Source organism: Mesocryomonas lacus, from assembly GCF_055730135.2.
In genome coordinates this window covers 351,072-375,928 of sequence record NZ_JBUZWE020000002.1, presented here as the reverse complement: position 1 = coordinate 375,928, position 24,857 = coordinate 351,072, and the positions used below count along the sequence as shown (strand labels likewise).

At 67.5% G+C, this 24,857-nt stretch carries 19 protein-coding genes; 17 read left to right on the top strand and 2 right to left on the bottom strand.

Annotated features, from left to right (window positions below; genetic code table 11):
- Position 1 precedes the first annotated feature (1 nt).
- From ACZLZY_RS04675 to ACZLZY_RS04625, 11 genes are all read left to right on the top strand, one after another.
- Complete coding sequence (locus tag ACZLZY_RS04675) at positions 2-2,524, top strand: glycogen/starch/alpha-glucan phosphorylase (protein WP_472932275.1); 2,523 nt, start codon at positions 2-4, stop codon at positions 2,522-2,524.
- A 319-nt stretch (positions 2,525-2,843) separates the two neighbouring features.
- Positions 2,844-4,112: a glucose-1-phosphate adenylyltransferase gene (glgC, locus tag ACZLZY_RS04670; protein ID WP_472932274.1), complete on the top strand. Its 1,269-nt coding sequence runs from the start codon at positions 2,844-2,846 to the stop codon at positions 4,110-4,112.
- Positions 4,109-5,563, top strand: a complete 1,455-nt coding sequence (gene glgA, locus ACZLZY_RS04665; RefSeq protein WP_472932273.1) for a glycogen synthase GlgA — start codon at positions 4,109-4,111, stop codon at positions 5,561-5,563. Before glgC ends, glgA begins: the two co-directional genes overlap by 4 nt.
- Complete coding sequence (locus ACZLZY_RS04660) at positions 5,560-7,188, top strand: alpha-D-glucose phosphate-specific phosphoglucomutase (protein ID WP_472932272.1); 1,629 nt, start codon at positions 5,560-5,562, stop codon at positions 7,186-7,188. Before glgA ends, ACZLZY_RS04660 begins: the two co-directional genes overlap by 4 nt.
- Positions 7,189-7,214: 26 nt before the next feature.
- Entirely contained in the window at positions 7,215-9,284 is a 2,070-nt protein-coding gene (gene glgX, locus ACZLZY_RS04655) for a glycogen debranching protein GlgX (protein ID WP_472932271.1), read from the top strand.
- 117 nt (positions 9,285-9,401) lie between these two features.
- A complete protein-coding gene (gene mutL / locus ACZLZY_RS04650) occupies positions 9,402-11,255 on the top strand; it encodes a DNA mismatch repair endonuclease MutL (protein WP_472932270.1) in 1,854 nt (617 codons plus the stop codon).
- Positions 11,256-11,488: 233 nt separating this feature from the next.
- On the top strand, positions 11,489-11,947 hold the full coding sequence (locus ACZLZY_RS04645) for a (2Fe-2S)-binding protein (protein ID WP_472932269.1): 459 nt from the start codon (positions 11,489-11,491) through the stop codon (positions 11,945-11,947).
- A gap of 3 nt (positions 11,948-11,950) precedes the next feature.
- A complete protein-coding gene (locus ACZLZY_RS04640; protein WP_472932268.1) occupies positions 11,951-14,107 on the top strand; it encodes a xanthine dehydrogenase family protein molybdopterin-binding subunit in 2,157 nt (718 codons plus the stop codon).
- Between the two features lie 11 nt (positions 14,108-14,118).
- Positions 14,119-14,766 (top strand): multiheme c-type cytochrome, encoded by a 648-nt coding sequence (locus ACZLZY_RS04635; protein WP_472932267.1) that lies wholly within the window; start codon positions 14,119-14,121, stop codon positions 14,764-14,766.
- Between the two features lie 17 nt (positions 14,767-14,783).
- Complete coding sequence (fumC, locus tag ACZLZY_RS04630) at positions 14,784-16,172, top strand: class II fumarate hydratase (protein WP_472932266.1); 1,389 nt, start codon at positions 14,784-14,786, stop codon at positions 16,170-16,172.
- Between the two features lie 143 nt (positions 16,173-16,315).
- Positions 16,316-16,702: a DoxX family protein gene (locus ACZLZY_RS04625; RefSeq protein ID WP_472932265.1), complete on the top strand. Its 387-nt coding sequence runs from the start codon at positions 16,316-16,318 to the stop codon at positions 16,700-16,702.
- Between the two features lie 125 nt (positions 16,703-16,827).
- Here ACZLZY_RS04625 and ACZLZY_RS04620 read toward each other — a convergent pair whose 3' ends face one another.
- Positions 16,828-17,865: a DNA topoisomerase IB gene (locus tag ACZLZY_RS04620; RefSeq protein ID WP_472932264.1), complete on the bottom strand. Its 1,038-nt coding sequence runs from the start codon at positions 17,863-17,865 to the stop codon at positions 16,828-16,830.
- 177 nt (positions 17,866-18,042) lie between these two features.
- Here ACZLZY_RS04620 and ACZLZY_RS04615 point away from each other — a divergent pair, with 177 nt between their 5' ends.
- Complete coding sequence (locus tag ACZLZY_RS04615) at positions 18,043-18,258, top strand: hypervirulence associated TUDOR domain-containing protein (RefSeq protein ID WP_472932263.1); 216 nt, start codon at positions 18,043-18,045, stop codon at positions 18,256-18,258.
- Positions 18,259-18,303: 45 nt separating this feature from the next.
- Here the strand turns inward: ACZLZY_RS04615 and ACZLZY_RS04610 are convergent, their stop codons facing one another.
- Positions 18,304-20,163 (bottom strand): monovalent cation:proton antiporter-2 (CPA2) family protein, encoded by a 1,860-nt coding sequence (locus tag ACZLZY_RS04610; RefSeq protein ID WP_472932262.1) that lies wholly within the window; start codon positions 20,161-20,163, stop codon positions 18,304-18,306.
- Positions 20,164-20,302: 139 nt separating this feature from the next.
- Between ACZLZY_RS04610 and ACZLZY_RS04605 the strand changes: the two genes are divergently transcribed.
- From ACZLZY_RS04605 to waaA, 5 genes are read left to right on the top strand one after another with little or no spacing between them, the layout of a single operon-like run.
- Complete coding sequence (locus tag ACZLZY_RS04605; RefSeq protein ID WP_472932261.1) at positions 20,303-21,640, top strand: TldD/PmbA family protein; 1,338 nt, start codon at positions 20,303-20,305, stop codon at positions 21,638-21,640.
- Positions 21,640-22,449, top strand: coding sequence for a 3'(2'),5'-bisphosphate nucleotidase CysQ (locus tag ACZLZY_RS04600; RefSeq protein WP_472932260.1), 810 nt, complete (start codon positions 21,640-21,642; stop codon positions 22,447-22,449). Before ACZLZY_RS04605 ends, ACZLZY_RS04600 begins: the two co-directional genes overlap by 1 nt.
- A 35-nt stretch (positions 22,450-22,484) precedes the next feature.
- On the top strand, positions 22,485-22,721 hold the full coding sequence (locus ACZLZY_RS04595; protein WP_472932259.1) for a DUF4170 domain-containing protein: 237 nt from the start codon (positions 22,485-22,487) through the stop codon (positions 22,719-22,721).
- Positions 22,718-23,536, top strand: a complete 819-nt coding sequence (locus ACZLZY_RS04590) for a lysophospholipid acyltransferase family protein (RefSeq protein ID WP_472932258.1) — start codon at positions 22,718-22,720, stop codon at positions 23,534-23,536. Before ACZLZY_RS04595 ends, ACZLZY_RS04590 begins: the two co-directional genes overlap by 4 nt.
- Positions 23,533-24,855 (top strand): lipid IV(A) 3-deoxy-D-manno-octulosonic acid transferase, encoded by a 1,323-nt coding sequence (waaA, locus tag ACZLZY_RS04585; RefSeq protein ID WP_472932257.1) that lies wholly within the window; start codon positions 23,533-23,535, stop codon positions 24,853-24,855. The genes ACZLZY_RS04590 and waaA overlap by 4 nt, the downstream gene beginning before the upstream one ends.
- Positions 24,856-24,857: the final 2 nt, after the last annotated feature.

Below are 24,857 nucleotides of genomic sequence, written 5' to 3'. Positions count from 1 at the left end.
CATGAGCTCCGCACTTGAAGAAGCCCAGGCAGAAGCCATCCAGGCCGAAGAGTCGCCGACCGTCCTCGCCAAGGCCGAGCCGCGGCTGAACGACCGGGATACCCTCGCCTCCGAGATCCTGGAGAAGCTGACCTATTCGATCGGCAAGTATCCCGCCTCCGCCCGCCGGCACGACTGGCTGGAAGCGACGACGCTCGCCGTGCGCGACCGGATCATCGATCACTGGCTGGCCTCCCGCCAGCACATCTACGAAAGCGGTGAGAAGCGCGTCTGCTACCTCTCGATGGAATTCCTGATCGGCCGCCTGCTACGCGATGCCATCAGCAATCTCGGCCTGACCGAAGCGGTGACCGAGGCGCTGGCGGAATTCGACGTCAGTCTCGACATGATCGAGCTGCTGGAGCCTGACGCCGCGCTCGGCAATGGTGGCCTCGGCCGCCTCGCCGCTTGCTTCATGGAATCCATGGCCTCGACCGGCGTCCCCGCCTTCGGCTACGGCATCCGTTACGTCCACGGCTTCTTCCGCCAGGAAGTCGTCGATGGTGAACAGGTCGAGCTGCCGGAGAACTGGCTGGCGCACGGCAATCCCTGGGAATTCGAGCGCCGCGAGAGCTCCTACGAGATCGGCTTCGGCGGCAAGGTCTCGTCGATCGACGAGCCCGGCAAGCCGCCACGGCAGATCTGGCGCCCGGCCGAGCGCGTGCTGGCGGTCGCCTACGACACGCCGATCGTCGGCTGGCGCGGCGAGCACGTCAACACGCTGCGCCTGTGGAGCGCCCAGTCGCTCGACCCGATCCTGCTCGACGCCTTCAACTCCGGCGACCACATCGGCGCGCTGCGCGAGGCCAACAAGGCCGAGGCGATCACCCGTGTTCTCTACCCCGCCGACTCGCACCAGGCCGGCCAGGAACTGCGGCTGCGGCAGGAGTTCTTCTTCTCCTCCGCCTCGCTGCAGGATATCATCCGCGAGCACCTGCGTACCAATCCGGACCTCTCCAACCTGCATGAGCAGGTGGCGATCCAGCTGAACGACACGCACCCGGCGGTCTCGGTCGCCGAGCTGATGCGGCTGTTGATCGACGTGCACGGCTTCGCCTGGGACGATGCCTGGGGCATCACCCAAAAAACCTTCTCCTACACCAACCACACGCTGCTGCCAGAAGCGCTCGAAACCTGGCCGATCAACCTCTTCGAGCGGCTGCTGCCGCGGCAGATGCAGATCATCTACGCCATCAACGCGCAGATGATCCGCGAGGCCGCCAAGCTCGGCTTCGACGGCGCCAAGATCACCGCCATGTCGCTGATCGACGAGAACAACGGCCGCCGCGTGCGGATGGGCCAGCTCGCCTTCGCCGGATCGCACACGATCAACGGCGTCTCGGCCCTGCACACCGAGCTGATGAAGGAGACCGTGTTCCATTCGCTGCACGAGCTCTATCCGCAGCGGATCCAGAACAAGACCAATGGCGTCACACCCCGCCGCTGGCTGATGCAGTGCAATCCGGGCCTGACCAATCTCATCACCGATGCGATCGGTCCGGCCTTCCTCGACGATATCGACCGCATCGCCGACCTCGACAAGCTTGCCACCGATTCCAGCTTCCGCGAGCGCTTCATGGCGGTGAAGCGGCAGAACAAGGAGCGGCTCGCCAAGGTCATCGAGGACCGGCTGGCGATCTCGGTCGACCCGACGGCGATGTTCGACATCCAGGTCAAGCGGATCCACGAGTACAAGCGCCAGTTCCTCAACATCATCGAGGCGATCGCGCTCTACGACCAGATCCGCTCGCATCCCGAGCTGAACTGGCAGCCGCGGGTGAAGATCTTCGCCGGCAAGGCGGCGCCGAGCTATGCGCAGGCCAAGGAGATCATCCACCTCATCAACGACGTCGCCCGCGTCGTGAACTCCGATCCGTCCGTGCAGAATCTCCTGAAGGTCGTGTTCATCCCGAACTACAATGTGAGCCTTGCCGAGATCATCATGCCGGCGGCCGATCTGTCCGAGCAGATCTCGACTGCCGGCCTCGAGGCTTCCGGCACCGGCAACATGAAGTTCGCGCTGAACGGGGCCCTCACCATCGGCACGCTCGACGGCGCCAATGTCGAGATGCTCGAGCACCTTGGCGAGGAGAACATCTTCATCTTCGGCCTCACCGCCTCCGATGTCGCCCAGCGCCGGCGCGACGCGCACAGCGGCCGCTCGATCATCGAGAACTCGCGGCTCTTGCGCGGGGCGATGGAATCGATCGTCAAGGGTGTGTTCTCGCCAGAGGGACAGGAGAGCTATGCGAGCCTTGTCTCCAACATCTACAACAACGACTGGTGGATGATCGCCGCCGACTTCGAAGCCTACTGGAACACCCAGCGCCAGCTCGACACCACCTGGCAGGACGGCGCCTCCTGGGGCGAGAAGGCGGTGCGCAACACCGCGCGCATGTCCTGGTTCTCGTCGGACCGCTCGATCCGCGAATACGCCAAGGACATCTGGCACGCCGGACCCGGCACCGAGCCCCGGCGTTCGTAAACTCTCCTTCACCGCTGCCACCTAGACCGTCTCCTGACGGTCTAGGTTTTCCGCCGGCACGCAAAGCCGCGCGGCGACGCCTAGGCCGTGCTTGGCATACGGCGTGGCAAGGCTTCCGTCAGACCGGGAATAGTGGAAAAAGCCCCTTGCGGCGTGCCCTTGGCTTGTAGAAGCATGGCGGCACGGCGCTATCTCTAACGACTGTCCGCAGCCATACCGGCAAGGACGAAGACAACAGACGCGACGACAACAAGCGCTCCGGAAGGGCGGCGGCCTGGGAGGGTCGCGCACCTCCGATGGCATACTGGGAGGATGAACGATGACCGACCGCAAGCGCCATGCGCCGATCTCACGCGATACGATGGCCTATGTCCTCGCTGGCGGCCGCGGCAGCCGGCTGATGGAAATGACCGACAACCGGGCAAAGCCCGCGGTCTATTTCGGCGGCAAGACCCGCATCATCGACTTCGCGCTCTCGAACGCCATCAATTCCGGCATCCGGCGCATCGGCGTCGCCACGCAGTACAAGGCCCACAGCCTGATCCGCCACCTGCAGCGCGGCTGGAACTTCCTGCGGCCCGAGCGCAATGAGAGCTTCGACGTGCTGCCGGCCAGCCAGCGCGTGTCGGAGGACCAGTGGTATGCCGGCACAGCCGACGCGGTGTACCAGAACATCGACATCATCGAGGACTACGCGCCGCAGTACATCGTCATCCTGGCGGGCGACCACGTCTACAAGATGGACTACGAGATCATGCTGCAGCAGCACGTGGACTCCGGCGCCGACGTCACCGTCGGCTGCCTCGAGGTCCCGCGCATGGAGGCGGTCGGCTTCGGCGTCATGCATGTCGACGACACCGGTCGCATCACCGCCTTCGTCGAGAAGCCGATCGACCCGCCAGCGATCCCCGGCCGGCCGGACACGGCGCTGGCGTCGATGGGCATCTACGTCTTCGACACCAAGTTCCTGATGGACCAGTTGCGCCGCGACGCGGCCGACCCGAAGTCGAGCCGCGACTTCGGCAAGGACATCATCCCGCACATCGTCAAGCACGGCACGGCGCAGGCGCATTCCTTCAACCGCTCGGTCGTCCGCTCCGAGAACGAGTACGACGCCTACTGGCGCGACGTCGGCACGGTCGACGCCTACTGGCAGGCGAACATCGACCTTACCGACGTCGTCCCGCCGCTCGACATCTACGACCGCAACTGGCCGATCTGGACCTATTCCGAAATTACCCCGCCGGCGAAGTTCGTGCATGACGAGGACGGCCGCCGCGGCCAAGCGATCTCCTCGCTGGTCTCGGGCGACTGCATCATCTCCGGCGGCTCGCTGATGCGCTCGCTGCTGTTCACCGGCGTGCGCCAGCGTTCCTATTCGAGCCTCGACCATGCCGTCGTGCTGCCGCACGCGACCATTGGCCGGAGCGCGCGCATCACGCGGGCGGTGATCGACCGCGGCGTCGCGATCCCGGACGGCCTCGTCATCGGCGAGGATCCCGAGCTCGACGCCCAGCGCTTCCGCCGCACCGAGAACGGCATCTGCCTCGTCACCAAGTCGATGATCGACCGGCTCAACTACCGATGAGCCTCAGCGTTCTCTCCGTCGCCTCGGAGGTCTTTCCCTTCATCAAGACGGGCGGGCTCGCCGACGTCGCCGGCGCTCTGCCGCTGGCGCTCGGCGCGCTCGGCATCGGGGTTCGCACCTTGATGCCGGCCTATCCCGACGTGGTACGGGCGGTCGGGCCGACGGAGAGCGTTCTCGTCATCCCCGAACTGTTCGGCGGGTCGGCGCGGATTCTTGCGGCCAAGGCCGAGGGGCTGGACCTTCTGCTCCTCGACGCGCCGCACCTCTACGACCGCGCGGGTGGCCCCTATATCGGCAATGACGGGCACGAGCACGCCGACAACTGGGCGCGCTTTGCCGCGCTCGGCAAGGCGGGCGCGATGGTTGGCGAAGGGGCGATCGACGGCTATGCCCCGGACATCCTGCATGCACACGACTGGCAAGCCGCGCTGGCACCGGTGTACCTGGCTTTCGGTCGGGGCCAGCGCCGCCCGAAGACCGTCGTCACCGTGCACAACCTGGCCTTCCAGGGCAGCTACCCGCTCGAAATCTTCCCCAAGCTCGGCCTGCCGGCCTCCGCCTGGTCGCTGGAAGGCATCGAGTACTATGGCAGCGTCGGCTTCCTGAAAGGCGGCCTGCATGCCGCCGACGCCGTCACCACGGTCAGCCCGACCTATGCCGAGGAAATCCTCACGGCCGAGGGCGGCATGGGTCTCGACGGCCTGCTGCGCGGCCGCGGCGACCGGCTGATTGGCATCGTCAACGGCATCGATACCTACACCTGGAACCCCGCGACCGACGCCAACATCGCCAAGACCTACAGTCTGCGCGCCCTCAAGGCCCGCGCCCAGAACAAGCGCGCGCTGGAGACCGAGTTCGGCTTCGCGCACGAGGCTGGCCCGATCTACGCCGTGGTCAGCCGCCTCACCTGGCAGAAGGGCATGGATGTGCTCGTGGCGCTCTGCGACGAGATCGTCGCCAGCGGCGCACGGCTGGCGATCGTCGGCTCGGGCGACCGGCTGATCGAAGGCGCCTTCCACGCGGCGCACGCCCGCCATCCCGGCCGCATCGGCGTGCGCATCGGCTACAGCGAGACGCTGTCGCACAAGGTCCAGGCCGGCGCCGACGCGCTGTTGATCCCCTCGCGCTTCGAGCCTTGCGGCCTGACCCAGCTCTATGCGCTGCGCTACGGCTGCATCCCGATCGTCGCCCGCGTCGGCGGCCTTGCCGATACGGTGATCGACAGCAACTTCGCGGCGATGACGGCGGCGGTCGCCACCGGGCTCATCTTCTCGCCCGTCGACCGCGACACGCTGCTCGACGCGGTGCACAAGGCCAACCGGCTTTACGCCGATCCCCCCCTCTGGCAAGCCATGCAGAAGCGCGGCATGGCCACCGATGTCGGCTGGACGGCCAGCGCCGCCCGTTACGCCGAACTCTACCGGTCCCTGACGAAAGAGCAGACGCCATGATCGAGACGATCGCCACCCGGCCCTTCGACGACCAGAAGCCCGGCACTTCGGGCCTGCGCAAGAAGGTCCCGCATTTCCAGCAGAAGCACTATGCCGAGAACTTCATCCAGTCGATCTTCGACGTCGCCGAGCGCCAGCCCGGCGCGACGCTGGTGATCGGCGGCGACGGCCGCTTCTTCAACCGCGAAGTCGTGCAGACCGCGATCCGCATGGCCGCCGCCAACGGCTTCGGCCGCGTCGTCGTCGGCAAGGACGGCATCCTCTCGACGCCCGCCGCCTCCAACATGATCCGCCAGCGCAAGGCCGCCGGCGGCATCATCCTGTCGGCCAGCCACAATCCCGGCGGCCCGAACGGCGACTTCGGCATCAAGTACAACATCGCCAATGGCGGCCCGGCCCCCGAGGCGATCACCGAGGCGACCTTCACCCGGTCGAAGGAGATCGCCGCGTACAAGATGTCCGACGCGCCCTCCCCGGACCTCTCCGTTCTCGGCGAGACGACGATCGAGGACATGGTGGTCGAGGTGGTCGACCCCGTCGCCGACTACGCCAAGCTGATGCAGACGCTGTTCGACTTCGACGCGATCCGCGCGCTGATCGCCGGCGGCTTCCGCATCAAGTTCGACGCCATGCACGCCGTCACCGGCCCCTATGCCACGGCGATCCTCGAGGGCCTGCTCGGCGCCCCCGCGGGCACCGTGATGAACGGCGTGCCGCTGGAGGATTTCGGCGGCGGCCATCCCGATCCCAACGCCGTCCACGCGCACGAGCTGATCGAGCTCCTGATGGCGCCGGACGGTCCGGACTTCGGCGCGGCCTCCGACGGCGACGGCGACCGCAACCTGATCGTCGGCCGCGGCGTCGTGGTGACGCCGTCCGATTCACTCGCGGTGCTCGCCGCCAACGCGCATCTGGCGCCGGGCTACGCCCGGGGCATCGCCGGCATCGCCCGCTCGATGCCGACCAGCCAGGCCGCCGACCGCGTGGCCGCCAAGCGCGGCGTTCCGATCTTCGAGACGCCGACCGGCTGGAAGTTCTTCGGCAACCTCCTCGACGCCGGCAAGGTGACGATCTGCGGCGAGGAGAGCGCCGGCACCGGCTCCGACCACGTGCGCGAGAAGGACGGGCTTTGGGCAGTGCTGCTCTGGCTGAACATCCTGGCCGTCCGCAAGGAGAGCGTCGCCGACATCCTCTCCAGCCACTGGGCGGAATTCGGCCGCACCTACTACCAGCGGCATGACTATGAAGAGATCGATAGCAAGGCCGCGGCCGGGCTGATGGGATCGTTGCGCGACCGCCTGGCCTCGATGTCGGGCCAGCGTTTCGGGACCTTGGTGGTGTCGGAAGCCGACGACTTCTCCTATAAGGACCCGATCGACGGCTCGATCTCCACCGGCCAAGGCGTGCGGATCCTCTTCTCGGGCGGCGCCCGGATCGTGTACCGCCTGTCGGGCACGGGCACCCAGGGCGCCACGCTGCGCGTCTACATCGAGGCCTACCAGCCGGATGCGTCCAAGCATGATGCTGCACCGCAAACCGTGCTGCGGGAACTCATCGAGACCGCTGATGTTATCGGCGAGATCACCAAACGTACCAAGCGCACGGCGCCTGACGTGATTACCTGATCTTTTCTCCTTCTCGCGGGACCTCCATGTCGAACACCATCACGACCGAACGTGGCAAGCCGGCTGAGCTGGGCGCCACGGTCGACGCCGACGGCGTCCACTTCGCCGTCTACTCCGAGAATGCGGATGCCATCGAGGTCTGCCTCTTCGACGAGGCCGGCACACAGGAAACCGATCGCCTGACGCTTGAAGGCCTCGACGGCGAGGGTTTCCGCTACGGCTTCGTCCCGGGCCTTGCCGCCGGTGCCCGCTACGGCCTGCGCGCCAAGGGGCCCTATGCGCCGAAGGAAGGCCACCGCTTCGACTATTCGAAGCTTCTGGTCGATCCCTATGCCATTCAGCTCGACCGGCCGTTCATCTACCAGCCGGGCCTCACCGCCCCGCCGGAGCGCGAGCTCGACAGCGCCGCCTTCATCCCGCGCGCCGTCGTCATCGATCCCTTGCGCGACGCCACGACGCTCCCGTTCAAGGCCCCGGGCTTTACCTATGAGCTGTCGGTGCGCGCCTTTTCTCAGCGCAACCCCGATATCTCCAGCGAACTGCGCGGCACCGTCGCCGCGCTCGCCGAGCCGCACTTCCTCGACCACCTCGAGCGCATCGGCGTCGACACCGTCGAGTTCATGCCCCTCGCCGCCTGGATCGACGAAGGGCATCTGATGCTCAACAACCTCACCAATGCGTGGGGCTACAACCCGATCACCCACATGGCGCCCGATCCGCGCCTGTCGCCGGGCGGTCTGGCCGAAGTGCGCCGCGCGGTCGAGGCAATGCACGAGCGCGGCATCCGCGTGCTTCTCGACGTCGTCTTCAACCATTCCGGCGAAGGCTCGGAAGTCGGCCCGACCATCTGCTATCGCGGCCTCGATAACCTCCTCTATTACCGCCACCCCGAGGGCCAGCCGGAGTTCAACCTCAACGACACCGGCACCGGCAACACCTTCGCGACGCACAAGCCGCCGGTGGCGAAGATGTTCGTCGACGTCCTCCGCACCTGGGTCCAGACCACGGGCATCGACGGCTTCCGCTACGATCTCGGCACCGTGCTCGGCCGCTTGCCGGACGGCTTCAGCCACGACGCACCGTTCTTCAAGATGGTCGCCGAGGATGAGGTCCTGAAGGACCGCATCCACGTCGCCGAGCCCTGGGACGTCGGCCCCGGCGGCTACCAGGTCGGCAACTTCCCGAAGCCGTGGTTCGAGTGGCAGGACAAGTTCCGCGACGACATCCGCAAGTTCTGGAAGGGCGAGGACGGCATGCTGGGCGCGCTGGCAACCCGCCTCTCCGGCTCGGCCGACCTCTACAACCATGACGGCCGCACGCCCTCGGTCGGCGTCAATTTCCTCGCCGCCCATGACGGCTTCACCCTCGCCGACATCGCGATGTACGAGGACAAGCACAACGAGGCGAACGGCGAGGACAACCGCGACGGCCACAACGCCAACCATTCCTGGAACAACGGCGTCGAGGGACTGACCGACAATCCCGACGTGATCCAGGCGCGCGGCCGCGACATCCGGGCGATGCTCGCAACGCTGATGGTTTCGCGCGGCAATCCGATGATCGTCGCCGGCGACGAGTTCGGCCGCACCCAGGGCGGCAACAACAACGGCTATGCCCAGGACAACGAGATCACTTGGCTCGACTGGGAGAATGCCGACGAGCTGCTGATGGATTTCACCGCCAAGCTCGCGCATCTGCGCCGGGCCCATCCGGCCCTCAACGCCGATGCGTTCCTGACGGGCGACACAGTGCGCGGCGGCGACATGCCGGACGTGCAATGGCTGCGCGAGGACGGCAACGAGCTCTCGCCGGACGAGTGGAACGACGGTTCGCGCCGCTTCCTCGGCATGAGCGTCTATGCGCCGCGCGAAGAGGGCGACGAGTTCGACAGCGAGCGTGCCGTCATCTACATCAACGGCAGCCACGACGATGCGAACGTCCGCTTGCCGGAGCCCCGCGCCGGCTCGCACTTCCAGCTCTACATCCAGTCCGACTGGCCGGATTTGGAGCCACGCAAGGTCGATCACACCGAAGAGATCGTCGTGAAGGGCCGCTCGGTCTTCATCATGCTCGAGGAAAAGGGCACGCCGGCCTGATGAGCCAGTCCAAGCTGCAGTGATCCCGCCGGTTTGATCCGGTCAGGTCAAAGGCCTATCAACGCATCACCCGCCCGGTGTCCGGGCGGGTGATTCTGTTTTATCGGACACCGCACCATGCCGATCCGCCAGCTCTCGGAGACCGTCATCGACCAGATCGCCGCCGGCGAAGTGGTCGAGCGGCCGGCGAGCGTCGTCAAGGAACTGGTCGAGAACGCGCTCGACGCCGGTGCGACGCGGATCGAGATCGTCACCGCCGGCGGCGGCAAGGGCCTTCTCCGGATCACCGACGACGGCTGCGGCATTCCGGTCGGCGAACTTCCGCTGGCCGTGCGGCGCCACTGCACGTCGAAGCTCGTCGACGATCTCCACCTCATCCAGACGCTTGGCTTTCGCGGCGAGGCGCTGCCCTCGATCGGCTCGGTCGCGCGGCTGTCGCTGCGCTCGCGCCGGGACGGCGCCGACGGGGCGCACGAGATTGCCGTTGACGGTGGCAAGGTCGAGCGCCCCCGCCCCGCGGCGCTGTCGCGCGGCACCGTCGTCGAGGTGCGCGACCTCTTCCACGCCGTGCCAGCCCGGCTGAAGTTCCTGAAGAGCGAGCGGGCCGAGGCGGCGGCGGTCACCGACGTCATCCGGCGCATCGCCATCGCCTTTCCTGCGGTGCGCTTTGCGCTCGCCGGCAGCGACCGCAGCGAGCTGGTCTTCGAGCCCGCGACGCCGATCGGGCGCATCTCGTCGGTCGTCGGCAAGGATTTCGCCGAAAACAGCCTGCCCATCGAAGCCGGCCGCGAGAACGCAAGGCTCACCGGCTTTGCCGGCATCCCCGCCTACAGCCGCGGCAATGCGCAGTTCCAGTATGTCTACGTCAACGGCCGGCCGGTCCGCGACAAGATGCTCCTCTCGGCGCTGCGCGGCGCCTATGCCGACGTCATGCCGCGCGACCGGCACCCGATCGCCGTCCTCTTCCTCGAGATCGACCCGGCCTTCGTCGACATCAACGTCCATCCGGCTAAGGCCGACGTGCGCTTCCGCGATCCCGGCATGGTCCGTGGCCTCGTCATCGGCGCCATCCGGCAGGCGCTGGCGGCGGCCGGCATGCGGGCCTCGACCGAGAGCGCCAGCGGGATGCTGTCGAGCTTTCGGGCAGGCGGCGCGGCGCCGGCACCGACGGCTGCGGCCTGGGGCGGCGCGAACCAAGGCGGCTTCTCCCAAGGCGTGCAGACGACGTATGATCCCAGCCAGTCGCCGTTCCGCCCGCTCGCCGACAGCCCGGCAGTGCTGCCATCGCCACAGATTCTCGCCGGCATCGCCAGCAGCTTCGAAGGGCTCGCGCCTTATGCCCGCCCTGCCTTACCCCGCAGCGGGGACGATGGCGACGATCTCGCCCGCGGCTACCCGCTTGGCGCGGCAAGGGCGCAGCTGCACGATGCCTTCATCGTCGCCGAGACCGGGGACAGCCTCGTCATCGTCGACCAGCACGCAGCGCACGAGCGCCTGGTCTACGAGGCGCTGAAGACGGCGATCCACGAGAAGCCGCTCGCCGCCCAGCACCTCCTCTTGCCGGAGATCGTCGATCTGCCGGAAGAGGACGCCGACCGCCTGTCTGAGCATGCCCCGGCCTTCGAGCGTTTCGGCCTCTTTCTCGAACGCTTCGGGCCGGGCGCCGTCGCGGTGCGCGCGACGCCCTCGATGCTCGGCCAGGTCGATACCGCCCGGCTGGTGCAGGATCTGGCCGACGAGCTCGCCGACTGCGACAGCGCCGAAAGCCTGCTGCGGCGGATCGACCATGTCGCCGCCACCATGGCCTGCCACGGCTCGGTCCGGGCCGGGCGCACGCTGCGGCCGGCGGAGATGAACGCGCTTCTCCGCCGGATGGAGGCGACGCCCGGCTCCGGCACCTGCAACCACGGCCGGCCGACCTTCATCGAGTTGAAGCTGGCCGATATCGAGCGGCTTTTCGGTCGGCGCTGACCGCCTTCGGCGGGCTGGCAACAGCGCGGGCGCCGGCGCCGCCGAACTTTATTTTCAGCGGCGAAATGTAAGCGCTGCAGGGCATTTAGGCTACCGGACGGTACGTTTCGGCCCTAAGGGCTGCGCCGGGCAGTAGACGCTTTTCCCCCTGCAGATTAGAATTGCCCCAAACTAGACGCCGGCAGCCTGCGGCCCGACCCCGTGGCGCCGGGACTCTCCGAGGGAGCGGCACCTTGATTACCTTCACGCTGAACGGCCAGGAAAAGACCTTCGACGGCGACCCCGAGACCCCGCTCCTGTGGGTGATCCGCGACGTCGAGAAGCTCACCGGCACCAAATACGGCTGCGGCGTCGCCCAATGCGGCGCCTGCACGGTGCATCTCGACGGCATGACCCGCCGCTCCTGCATCACCCCGATCTCCACCGTCGACGGCTCCGAGGTGATCACCATCGAGGGCGTCGAGGGTGCCGAGGCCGAGGCCGTGCATGCCGCCTGGGTCGCGATCGACGTGCCGCAGTGCGGCTACTGCCAGTCCGGCCAGATCATGTCCGCCGTCTCGCTGCTGCAGACCGTGCCGAAGCCGACGGATGCCGACATCGACGGCGCCATGGCCGGCAACATCTGCCGCTGCGCCACCTATCAACGCATCCGCCAGGCGATCCACAACGCCGCCGGCACGCTGGAGGGCTGAGCGATGACCATTCACACCACCACCCGCCGCAGCTTTCTCCTCGGCAGCGGCCTCGTCATCGGCCTGGCGCTGTCGCCCAAGGGCTTTGCCCGCGGCATGACCGCGAACGGCGTCGAGGCCGGCGGCGGGGCAGAGCTCCGCGAGCTCAACGCCTTCGTCAGGATCGCCGCCGACGACACGGTGACGATCCTGTCGAAGCACATCGAGTTCGGCCAGGGCCCGTTCACCGGCCTTGCCACCATCGTCGCCGAGGAACTCGACGCCGACTGGAGCCAGATGCGCGCCGTCCACGCGCCCGCCGACGACAAGATCTACGCCAACCTTGCCTTCGGCCTGCAAGGCACCGGCGGCTCGACCGCGATCTTCAATTCCTACGACCAGCTGCGCAAGGCCGGCGCCACCGCCCGCGCCATGCTGGTTGCCGCTGCCGCCAAGGAATGGGGCGTTCCCGCTGCCGAGATCACCGTCGCCAAGGGCCGCATCGCGCATGCAGCCTCCGGCAAGGAAAGCGGCTTCGGCGCGTTCTCCGAGAAGGCCGCGACCGAGACCCCGCCGGCCGAGCCAACACTGAAGGACCCGAAGGACTTCATCCTGATCGGCCAGTCGCTGCCGAAGCTCGACACCGAGGCGAAGTCCACCGGCAAGGCGATCTTCACGCTCGACGTCCTCGCCGACAACATGCTGATCGCCGTCGTCGCCCACCCCGACCATTTCGGCGCGACGGTGAAATCCTTCGACGCTGCAGCCGCGCTGAAGGTGCCGGGTGTCGTCGACGTGAAAGAGATCCCGCAGGGCGTCGCCGTCTACGGCGAGAACACCTTCGCCGCCCTGAAGGGCCGCGACGCGCTGGTGATCGAATGGGACCTCGCCAAGGCCGAGACCCGCTCGAGCCGAGAGATCACCGCTGACTACACCAAGCTCTTCACCGAGAAGGGTTTCGAGGCAACCAACAAGGGCGACGTCGAGAAGGCCTTCACGGCCGAGGGCGCGAAGACGCTGGAAGCCGATCTCGTCTTCCCCTTCCTCGCGCATGCGCCGATGGAGCCGCTCGACGCCGTCATCGTCAAAAACGCGGACGGCTCGATCGACTGCTACAACGGCGCGCAGTTCCCCGGCCAGGACCGGCAGGCACTTTCCCAGGTGCTCGGCATCGACGAGGCGAAGATCCGCGTCAACACCCAGCTCGGCGGCGGCAGCTTCGGCCGCCGTGCGCAGTTCGGCTCGCCCTACATGCGCGAGGCCGCCGAGGTGTTCAAGGCGTCGGGCGGCAGCCGTCCGGTCAAGCACATGTGGACGCGCGAGGACGACATCCGCGGCGGCTATTACCGCCCGATGTACGCCCACCGCATGAAGGCTTCCGTCAGTGCAGAAGGCGAGATCACCGGCTGGCATCAGGTGATCGTCGGCCAGTCGATCATGGCCAAGGCGACGCTCGACCAGACCTCGGTCGAGGGCGCCTCCAACCTGCCCTATGCCATTCCGAGCCTGAAGGTGGAATCGCACAACACCACGCTGCCGGTGCCGGCGCTCTGGTGGCGCTCTGTCGGCCACACCCATACGGGCTTTGCGGTCGAGACTTTCGTCGACGAACTCCTGGAAAAGGCCGGCAAGGATCCCGTCGAGGGACGCCTCGCTTTGCTCGATCCGAAGTCGCGGCATGTCGCGACCTTGAAGAAGGTCGCGGAGATGGCCGACTGGGGCGGTGCCCCGGTGCCGGCGGGCCGCGAGCGCGGCGTCGCCGTGGTCGAGAGCTTCGGCACCTTCGTCGCGCAGATCGTCGAGGCCTCGATCGGCGAGGACAAGCTGCCGCGCGTCCACAAGGTCTGGGTCGCCGTCGACTGCGGCGTCGCGATCAACCCGAACGTCATCACCGCGCAGATGGAGGGCGGCGTCGGCTACGGCCTCGGTGCCGTCCTGTTCGACGCGGTGACGCTCGGGGACGGCGGACGCATCGTGCAGTCGAACTTCCACGACTACCGCTCGATCCGCATCAACGAGATGCCCGAGGTGATGGTCTCGATCATCCCCTCGACCGAGCCGCCCACCGGCGTCGGCGAGCCCGGCGTGCCCCCCGTCGGCCCCGCCGTCGCAAATGCCTGGCGCAAGCTCACCGGTTCGCCGGTGCGGCAGCTGCCGATCGTCAATGTCGTGGTGTCCTGAAGGTGCGTAACGTGAAGCCTATCCTCGTGCTGGCGGGCCTTGCCGCGACCATCGCCATCGTCGTCGCGCTGATGGCACCGACCCTGTCCAATGCTCAGGAGAAGACCGCCGAGGCGAAGACGCTGAAGCCGGTCTCGGCCTTCGACAGCATCAAGGACGAGAAAGAGCGCTCGATCGCGATCTTCGAGGAGACCGGCAAGGTTCTGCTCGATCCCCGCTGCGTCAACTGCCACCCGAAGGGCGACAGCCCGCTGCAGAACAATCTCGCCAAGCACCAGCCGCCGGTGTCGCGCGGCGAGGCGAATTTCGGCATGGCCGGCATGCAGTGCACCACCTGCCACGGCCCGGCCAATGTCGACGTCGTCGGCCAGGCCGCGACGCTGAAGTCGATCCCCGGCAATCCCAACTGGCACCTCGCGCCGATCGAGATGGCCTGGGAGGGCAAGACGCTGGCCGAGATCTGCGTGCAGATCAAGGACCAGAACAGAAACGGCGGCAAGACGCTTGCCGAACTCGTCGAGCACATGGCAAAGGACGATCTCGTCGGATGGGGCTGGAACCCCGGCAAGGGGCGCGAGCCCGTCGCCGGCACCCAGGCCGAATTCGGCGCGCTGTACGAGGCCTGGGCTGCGACCGGAGCGCATTGCCCAGCCTCCTGAACCGGAGAGCTGGGCACATGACGACACGCCGCGAGACCGATTCCATCGGGGCCATCGAGGTCGCCACCGACCGCTACTGGGGAGCGCAGACCGAGCGCTCCCTGCACAACTTTAAGATCGGCACCGACAAGCAGCCGCTGCCGCTGATCCACGCCCTCGCCCTCGTCAAGAAGGCAGCGGCGCGCGTCAACACGCGCATGGGCAAGCTCGACGCGAACCTTGCCGCGACCATCGAGAAGGCCGCCGACGAGGTGATCTCCGGAGCGCTCGACGATCACTTCCCGCTGGTCGTCTACCAGACGGGCTCGGGCACCCAGACCAACATGAACGTCAACGAAGTCATCTCGAACCGGGCGATCGAGATGCTCGGCGGCGAGATGGGCTCGAAGAAGCCGGTCCACCCGAACGACCACGTCAACATGGGCCAGTCGTCGAACGACGTGTTCCCGACCGCCATGCATGTCGCCGTCGTGGTGGAGACGATGAAGCGGGTGTTCCCCGCCATCGACGCGCTGTTCGCCTCGCTGGACGCCAAGGCCAAAGAGTTCGACCACATCATCAAGATTGGCCGCACCCACACCCAGGACGCGACGCCGATCACCCTCGGCCAGGAATTCTCCGGCTATGCCGCAGCCTTGCACCTCGGCCGCCGGCGCATCGAGCAGGCGCTCGGCGACGTCTTGGCGCTGGCGCAGGGCGGCACGGCCGTCGGCACCGGCCTCAACGCCCCGGTTGGCTTCGACACGGCGATCGCCGCCGAGATCGCGGGCCTCACCGGCCATCCGTTCCGCACCGCCGGCAACAAGTTCGAGGCGCTCGCCTCGCACGGCGCACTGACCTTCTTCCACGGCAGCCTGAACGCGCTGGCGACCGACCTCTTCAAGATCGCCAACGACATCCGCTTCCTCGGCTCGGGCCCGCGCTCCGGCCTTGGCGAACTGTCGCTGCCGGAGAACGAGCCGGGCTCCTCGATCATGCCGGGCAAGGTCAACCCGACCCAGGCCGAGGCAATGACCATGGTCGCCGTCGAGGTGTTCGGCCACGAGACGACCGTCACCGTCGGCTCCAGCCAGGGGCATTTCGAGCTTAACGTCTTCAAGCCGGTGATCGCCAACGCCGTGCTTTCCTCGATCCGCCTCCTCGGCGACGCGATGGACAGTTTCCGCGAGCACTGCGTCGACGGCATCAAGGCCAACGAGGACCGCATCAAGGCGCTGATGGAGCAGTCGCTGATGCTGGTGACGGCGCTCGCCCCGACCATCGGCTACGACAATGCCGCCAAGATCGCCAAAACAGCGCACCACAACGGCACCACGCTGCGCGAGGAGGCGGTCGCCTCCGGCCTCGTCTCGGCCGAGGACTATCAGCGGATCGTCGTGCCCGCGGCGATGACCCGCCCGGGCTGATCGTCCGCCCCATTCGGTACGGCTTGTCTCCCGTGGGACGGGCCGTGCCGTTTCGGTGAACGATCCGTTGCCGCCGGCTTCTCCTGCGGCGCAGGGTTTTCTAGTCTACAGCGCGCCATCAACCTTTGTCGGGAACCCAGTCCATGAATTCCAACCTTCTCCTCCTTATCGGCCGGGTGCTCCTGTCGGTTCTTTTCATCGTCGCTGGCTTCGGCAAATTGACTGGCGGCGCCGAGGGCCTTTCAGGCATGCTCGGCGGCATGGGCCTGCCGCAGCCGCTGGCGATGGCCTATCTCGTCGGCCTCTGCGAACTCGTCGGCGGCGTCTGCGTGCTGATCGGCTTCCAGGTCCGCATCGTCGGCATCTTGCTCGCGCTGTTCTGCCTGTTCACCGGCTATATCGCCCATATCGGCGAGCCGACTGCGCTGATGAAGAACATCGGCCTTGCCGGCGGCTTCCTGCTGCTGGCCGCCAACGGCGCCGGCGCCTACGCCGTCGGCCCGAAGCCAGCCCGCGTCTCGCGCTACTGACGCATCGGATACTGTCCAACGGAAAAGGGCGGCCCTCGGGTCGCCCTTTTTGCGTACGCCTCGGGTGACCTGCGCCAGAAACGGACTTGGCGCCATTCGGTTTAAATGAAGCGCTTCACACCGGCTTACGGCCGAGTCGCGACTTCCTCGAGGAACCGCATCAGGCCGGTCTCAACCCGGGTCAGGCCTTGGCGCGACCGACCTTTCAGAAGGTCGGGATCAAGCCGTTCCTCCTCATAGGCGCTGACGATCTCGGGGTGGACGTAAGAGGCGCGGGCGACTGTCGGCGTGTTGCGCAGAAGTTCGCTCGCCGCCTTCATGGCCGCGGCCACCGCCCGCTTGCGCTTGGTGTCGCTGGTCTGCTCCACGCCGGCCTCTTCAATCAGAAACCGCAGCGCCTCCGCCGAGCCGTGGAAGGTGCGAAAATCCTTGGCGGAGACGCGCGCTTCGGCGGCGTCGCGGAGGTAGCCGTTGAGCAGCGTCGCAGTCAGCAGCTTCGGCTTCAGTCCACCATTCCGGAAAGCGAAAAGCCTCGGGCCCTTGAGCTTGCGCAACCGTGCCAGCGATCGGAGCACCGGCCGGTCGGCGATGTCGATGCGGTGCGGCTTGTTCGACTTGCCGATGAAATTCAGCACCGCGGCTTTCGGCGTCATGCGCAGGTTCTGCTTGCGCAGCGAGGCCACGCCGCGACCGCCATCGGCGGCGTATTTCTCGTGCCCCGGACGCATCGCAGCGAGATCGATCAGCCGTGCCGCGGTCGCGGCGGTAGCCGCCTCGCCGAAATCCTTGCGACGGATGTCCTTCTCGATCCGCCGACGCAGTTTGGGCAGTGCCTTGCCGAAGCGCAGCAGCCGCTCGGTCTTCACCGCGTTGCGCACGTTCACCCAGTCGTCGTGGTAGCGGTACTGGAGGCGCCCCTTCTCGTCCCGGCCGATTGCCTGGATGTGGCCGTTCGCCTCGATGCAAATCTTCACGTCCTGCCAGGCCGGCGGGATCACCAGCGCATTGATGCGCGCCCGCAACGTGGGATCAGACACCTCGTCACCGGCGGCGAAGCAGATCCGCGGGCCATCCTCGTGATGCAGGCGTTCGATGCCGAAATCCTGCGGGTCGACGATCTGGAGGCCGATCCGTTCGGCGTGGCGGAAGAGATGCTTGTTCATGGCGTCCGTCAGGCAGTGTTTGAAGCGTCAACGGCAGCCTTCCGGCGGGGGTTCCCGAGGTCTGGATGCGACAGGTGCGCACGCGTCGAGACCAGACGGAACGGCTCTTGCCCACCGTGCATTGAGGCCGCACGAACCAGCACATGAGCTAGGCACGACAGCCAAGGGAGAGACGACATGACCGAATTTAAGAAGGGCGACGACGTCACCTGGTCCTGGGGCAAGGGCGAGGCGGAAGGCGAGGTCGTCGAGGCCTTCACCGACAAGGTGACGAAGACGATCAAGGGCAAGAAGGTCACCCGCAACGCCGACGAGGACAAGCCAGCCTACCTCGTCAAACAGGAGGACGGCGGCAAGGCGCTGAAGAGCGAGACCGAGCTCGACAAATGGTAGCTGCCAGTTCGACCGGCACCCGCGAAAAGCGATGCCGGCCGCAAGCTATTTATCTTCGGCTGCCTGCCGATTGCGCAAGCGGGCCGTGAAACGCGGGCGGCGGCGGACGGCGGGTTTGCCCTCGCCCGCCGGGCCTTTGAGCTTCGGTGGCACCAGCGGCTCCGGCGTTGCCTTGCGGCCGGGGGCGGCGGTGTCGCCGGCATAGATGCCCTCCGCTTGCTGCAGCTTCAGCCGCTCGGTATCGCGGCGGCGGACATCGTCAACGATCGCCTCCGCCACCTCGTCATTGACGCCGAGCCCCTGCAGCGTCTCACCGCCGAACACCAGCGCCGACTCCAGCGTCTCGCGCAGCTCATACTCGACGCCGCGCGACAGCAGCGACAGCGAATGGTTGCGATCGTAGGAGCGCACGTAGAGCCGGACGTTCGGAAACTCCGACCGGATGAGATCGACGATCTGGTCGGTGGTTTCCTGGTGGTTGGTGCAGACGGCGACGATCTTGGCCTTGCGGATGCCGGCCGCCTCGAGCACGTCGCGGCGAAGGCCCGAGCCGAAATAGATCCGGAAGCCGAAGCGAGCGGCGTTGCGGATCCGCTCGGCGGAAGAGTCGATGATGGTGACGTCGGTGCCGTTTGTGAGAAGCACCTGTGCGGTGATCTGCGCAAAGCGCGAGAAGCCGATCATCAGGACCGAGGAGCCGGCGCCTTCGAAATCCTCATCGAGTTGCTCGGCCTCTGCCTCCGGCGACAGCCGGCCGCCGAGCCAGACCGTCAGTGGCGTCAGCGCCATCGAGAGGGTGACGATGGCGACCAGCAGCGACGAGGTTTCCGGCGGAAAGATCGCAGCCGAAGCCGCAGCGGCGAACAGAACGAAGGCGAACTCACCGCCTTGCGGCAGGAGGGCCGCCACCCGTGTCGCGGTGTCCTGCGTCTCGCCGAAAAAACGCGAGGCAGCATAGAGCACCGCGGATTTCGCGAGGAGCAGCGCCGGCGTGACGAGGAGGATTGCCGGCCAGTGCCGGAGGATCACCCCGAGATCGAGCGACAGCCCGACTCCGATGAAGAACAGGCCGAGCAGGATGCCGCGGAACGGCTCGATATCGGCCTCGAGCTCGTGCCGGTAGGAGGATTCCGCCAGCATCACGCCCGCCATGAAGGCGCCCATCGCCATCGAGAAGCCCGCCGCCTGCATCAGCAGCGCCGATCCCAGCACCACGAACAGCGCCGCCCCGATCATCACCTCGCGCGCGCCCGAGCGCGCCATGAACGAGAACAGCGGATTGAGGAGGTAACGTCCGGCGGCCAGCAGCGCGACGATGGCGCCGATCGACAGCGCAAAGCGCGCGAGGTCGAAATGCGCCGCCTCCCCGGTCGAGGGCGCTAGGAAGGGCAGCAGCGCCAGAAGCGGCACGACAGCGAGGTCCTGGAACAGCAGCACCGAGAAGGCTGCTTGGCCATGCCGCGTGTTGGTTTCCCCCGCCTCCTCCAGCACCTGCAGGCCGAAAGCGGTTGAGGACAGTGCAAGACCGAAACCGATGACGAAGGCGGCGCGCCAGTCGATGCCGAGGAGGACGGCGGCGACCATGAGAAGCCCGCCGGTGACGACGACCTGGGTGAGGCCGAGGCCGAAGATCTGGCGGCGCAGCGCCCAGAGCCGGCTCGCCTTCAGCTCGAGGCCGATGATGAAGAGAAGAAACACCACGCCGAGCTCGCCGACATGCAGGATCTCCTCGCCGTCGCCGTCGATCAGCCGCAGCATGGGGCCCATGACAATGCCGGCGAAGAGGTAGCCCAGCACTGTTCCGAGCCCCACACGCTTGAAGATCGTGCCGGCGAGGATGCCGCCGCCGAGGAGGAGGACGGCTTCCAGAAATATCGACGTCGGGGCTTCCACGGGACGGACCATCTCGTTTCGAGGCGAAGGAGCGCCGGTCGGCCGCACGGGGCGGGACGAAAAGCCGCCGCCGCCGCTTGGCTTCCGGCGCGCCGCACCATAAATGTTCCAGATGCAGAAACCAGCAGGCAATCCCCCAGCAGGCAATCCAATGGATCACGAGACGCAGCGGCTCCTCGACGCGGCGGGGCGGTTGATCGACCAAGCGTTGAGGTCCGGCGCCGACGCAGCCGACGCTGCCGTGGTGCGCTCGCACTCGCGCGGCGCCTCGGTGCGGCTCGGCAAGGTAGAGGACACCGAATCGGCCGAGAGCGAGGACGTCTCGCTCCGGGTCTTCGTCGGCCAGCGCGTCGCCACCGTCTCCGCCGATATCCGCGCCGACATCGGCCCGCTGGTCGAGCGGGCGGTCGCGATGGCGAAGGTCTCGCCCGAGGATCCCTATGCCGGGCTTGCCGACCCCGACCTCCTGGCGACGGACGAGATCGACCTCGACCTCTACGACGACACGCACATCTCCAGCGAGACTCTGGTCGAGGAGGCGATGGCGCTGGAGGACGCGGCGCGGTCGGTTGCCGGCGTCACCAATTCTGGCGGCGCCGGCGCGTCGATCGGCATCAGCGGCCTGGTGCTGGTGACGTCGTCGGGCTTTTCCGGCTGGCGCATGCGTTCGGGCTTCTCGCGCTCGGTCAGCGTCATCGCCGGCGAAGGCGTCAAGATGCAGCGGGACTACGACTTCGACTCGCGGATCCACTGGGCCGATCTCGAGGACTGCGCCGAGATCGGTCGCCGGGCGGGCGAACGCGCCGTACGCCGGCATGGCCCGCGCATGGTGCCGACCGGCAAGTACCAGATCGTCTTCGATCCGCGCGTCGCCCGCGGCCTGATCGGCCATGTCATCGGCGCGATCAACGGCGCCGCCATCGCCCGCAAGACGAGCTTCCTGAAGGACCGGATGGGCGAGGCGATCCTGCCGGCCTCGATGTCGATCACCGACGAGCCGCTGCTCGCCCGGCGTCCGGGTTCGCGCGCCTTCGATGGCGAGGGCGTGCGCGGCGCACCGCTGACGCTGGTCGAGAACGGCGTTTTGAAGAGCTGGCTGCTCGACAGCGCCACCGGCCGCGAGCTCGGCCTTGCCACCAACGGCCGCGGCTCGCGCTCGTCCGGCGGCATCTCGCCATCCTCGACCAATGTGGTGGTGACGCCGGGTGCCATGTCGCCGGAGGAACTCATCCGCGACGTCGGCAACGGGATCTACGTCACCGAGCTGATCGGCCAGGGCGTCAACATGGTCACCGGCGACTACAGCCGCGGCATTTCCGGTTTCATGATCGAGAATGGCGCGCTGACCTTTCCGGTGTCGGAAGTGACCATCGCCGGCAATCTCAGCGACATACTCAAGCAACTCGTCGCCGCCGACGATCTCGACCTGCGCTACTCCCTCGTCGCCCCGACGCTCGGCCTCGGCGCGCTGACCGTCGCGGGGAGCTGATGGCGCTCGCCAGCCCCGAACAGGACCTTGCCCTCCTCGAGACCGCGGCACGCGAGGCCGGGCGGATCGCGCTCGGCTACTTCCGGCAGGACCCGCAGGTCTGGTGGAAGGAGGGAAACTCGCCGGTGAGCGAGGCCGATTTCGCCGTCGATCGCTACCTCAAGGAGACGCTCCTCGGGGCCCGGCCGGATTATGGCTGGCTGTCGGAGGAGACGGACCCGCTGCTGACCGTCGAGGCGGTCGTCGAGGCGCCGCGGCGCTTCTTCGTCATCGATCCGATCGACGGCACGCGCTCCTTCATCCGCGGCGAGGACACCTGGTGCATCTCGGTGGCGGTGATCGAGGCGGGCCGGCCGATTGCCGGTGTCATCGACGTGCCGGCGACCGGCGAGGTGTTTTCGGCGGCGGCCGGGGGCACCGCCTTGCTGAACGGCGCGCCGCTCAGCGTTTCGCAGCCGGAACCGAACGTCCGGCTGAAGGTCTCGATGCCCGATCCGATGCGCCGCGCGCTCGGGGCAGACGGCGAGAACCGCATCGCCTATGCGCGCAATGCGCCGTCGCTCGCCTACCGTCTGGCGCTCGTCGCCTGCGGGCGGCTCGACGGCACGCTGATCCGCCCGCACGCCAACGACTGGGACGTCGCCGCCGGCGACCTGATCCTCGAGCGGGCCGGCGGCTCCCTCGTCGATCTCGGCGGGGCGTTGGCCCACTACACGGTGGAGGGCCGACGGCACGACGTGCTGATCGCCGCCGCTGGGCATGCCCTGCCGACGCTGATCGGCCTTGCCGCGACCGCTTCGGCGGCCTAATCCGAACTGACAGAACTGGGACGAGGAATATTGCCATGGTTGCCGAGCAGGAATCCAAGCAGCGCCTTCATCTGGTCTTCGGCGGAGAGCTGAAGACGCTCGAAGGCGTCGATTTCAAGAATCCTGCCGGCCTTGATATCGTCGGCATCTTTCCCGACTATGGCTCGGCCCTGAGCGCCTGGCGCGCCAAGGCGCAGGCAACCGTCGACAACGCCGCCATGCGCTACTTCATCGTGCACATGCACCGCCTTCTGGATCCGGAAGGCGTTTGAGCGTCCCCCATAAGACCGCAGTGATGGCGATGAGCGATGAGATGGGCCGCGTCGGCGAGGCCGACCGGACGCCGAAACGCAAGCGCCAGGGCCTGCAGCAGCGCATCAAGCGGATCGGCCGCCGCTTGTTGCGCCAGCCGCAGGTCACCGCGGCGGCGGGCCGGCTGCTGCATGACGCGCTGCGCTTCGTCCATTGGTCGCAGAAGCCGGTCGCCGGCTCCAGCGACTTCACGGCGGTGCTGACCCGCGAGCATCCCGCCATCGTCGCGCTCTGGCACGGCCAGCATCTGCTGGCACCGTTCTTCCGGCCGGTGACGCTGCCCTATGTCGCGCTGCTGTCGCGCAATGCCGACGCCGAGATCAATGCCGCCGTGGTCGAGCGTTTTGGCATCGCGACGGTGCGCGGCTCCGGCGGGCGGGTGCGCAATGCCGTCTCGCGCAAGGGCGGCGCACGGGCGCTGATCGTGCTGCGGCGGCTTCTGTCGGAAGGCAACGGCGTCTGTATGATCGCCGACGTGCCGAAGGGCACGCCGCGCCAGGCGGGCCTTGGCATCGTCACCCTTGCGCGGCTGTCGGGCCGGCCGATCATTCCGTCGGCCGCCGTCACCAGCCGTCGCCGGATCATCGCGCGCTCCTGGGACAAGACGGCGATCCCCCTCCCCTTCGGCCAGCTGGCGGTGGTGCTGGGCGATCCGATCTTCGTGCCCGCCGACGCCGATGCGGCGCTGATGGAGGAAAAGCGCGTGGCGGTCACAGCGGCGATCGAGGCGGCGAATTTAAAGGCGATGGCGATGGTGGCGGGAGCAGCGCGATGAGCCAGGGCTGGGCGCGCACCGCGCTGACCGCCTACCGTGTCGCCGGCGCCGTGGCCTATCCGCTGCTCGGCTCCTATGTCGGCTGGCGCACCACGCGCGGCAAGGAAGAGCCGGGCCGCGCGCGCGAGCGCTACGGCTATCCCGGTGCCGAGCGCCCGGGCGACGGGCCGCTGATCTGGGTGCATGCGGCAAGCGTCGGCGAGAGCAACGCCGTGATGCCGCTGGTGCGCGAGATCGCCGCCGAGAACATCAAGATCGTCATGACCACCGGCACGGTCACCTCGGCCGCCATGGTGCGCGAGCGGCTCGGCGATTCCGTCGTGCATCAGTATGTGCCGCTCGACCTGCGCCCCTCGGTATCCCGGTTTCTCGACCATTGGCGCCCAGACCTTGCGATCGTCGCCGAGAGCGAGATCTGGCCGATGACCATGCTGGAACTCGGCCGCCGCCGGATCCCGCAGATCCTCGTCAACGCCCGCCTGTCCGACCGCTCGTTCAAGCGCTGGAAATCGGCGCCGTCGATCGCCGAGGCCTTGCTCGAGAACCTGTCGCACGTCATCGCCCAGTCCGATATCGACGGCGAGCGCTATCATCTTCTCGGCGCCCGGGCGGTGAGCGTCGCCGGCAATCTGAAAGCCGACACCAGCCCGCCCCCGGTCGACCCGGAAGCGCTGGTACCGCTGCAGCGTGCCCTCGGCCAGCGTCCAGTCTGGGCGGCAGTCTCGACGCACGAGGGCGAGGAGGCGATGGCCGCCGAGGTGCATCTCGGCCTCAAGCCACAGCACCCGGAACTGCTCACCATCATCGTGCCGCGCCATGTCGAGCGCGCCGACGCGCTGGAGAAGGCGTTCACGGCAAAAGGCCTGCGGGTGGTGCGCCGCTCGACCGGCCAGCTGCCGGAATACGATACCGACATCTTCCTCGGCGACAGCATGGGCGAGATGGGGCTCTACCTCCGCCTCACCGACATCGCCTTCGTCGGGCGTTCGCTCGCCGGCCAGGGCGGGCAGAACCCGCTGGAGGCGGCAATGCTTGGCACCGCCATCCTGTCGGGCCGCTACGTCCAGAATTTCCGCGAGACCTACCAGCGCCTCCTGAAAAACGGCGGCGCGCGGCTGGTGCAGGACGAGGCGGCACTCGGCGCGATGGTGGCGCAACTCCTGGCCGAGCCGGACCTTCGGCTGCGCATGGCGGAAGCGGCGGCTGGTACCGTCGGCGAGATGCGCGGCGCGCTCGGCCGCACGATGCAGGCGCTGGAGCCCTTCCTCCACCCGCTGAAGGTCGCGATCAGCCTCGACCGGTCGGGTCAGCCACGGTGACA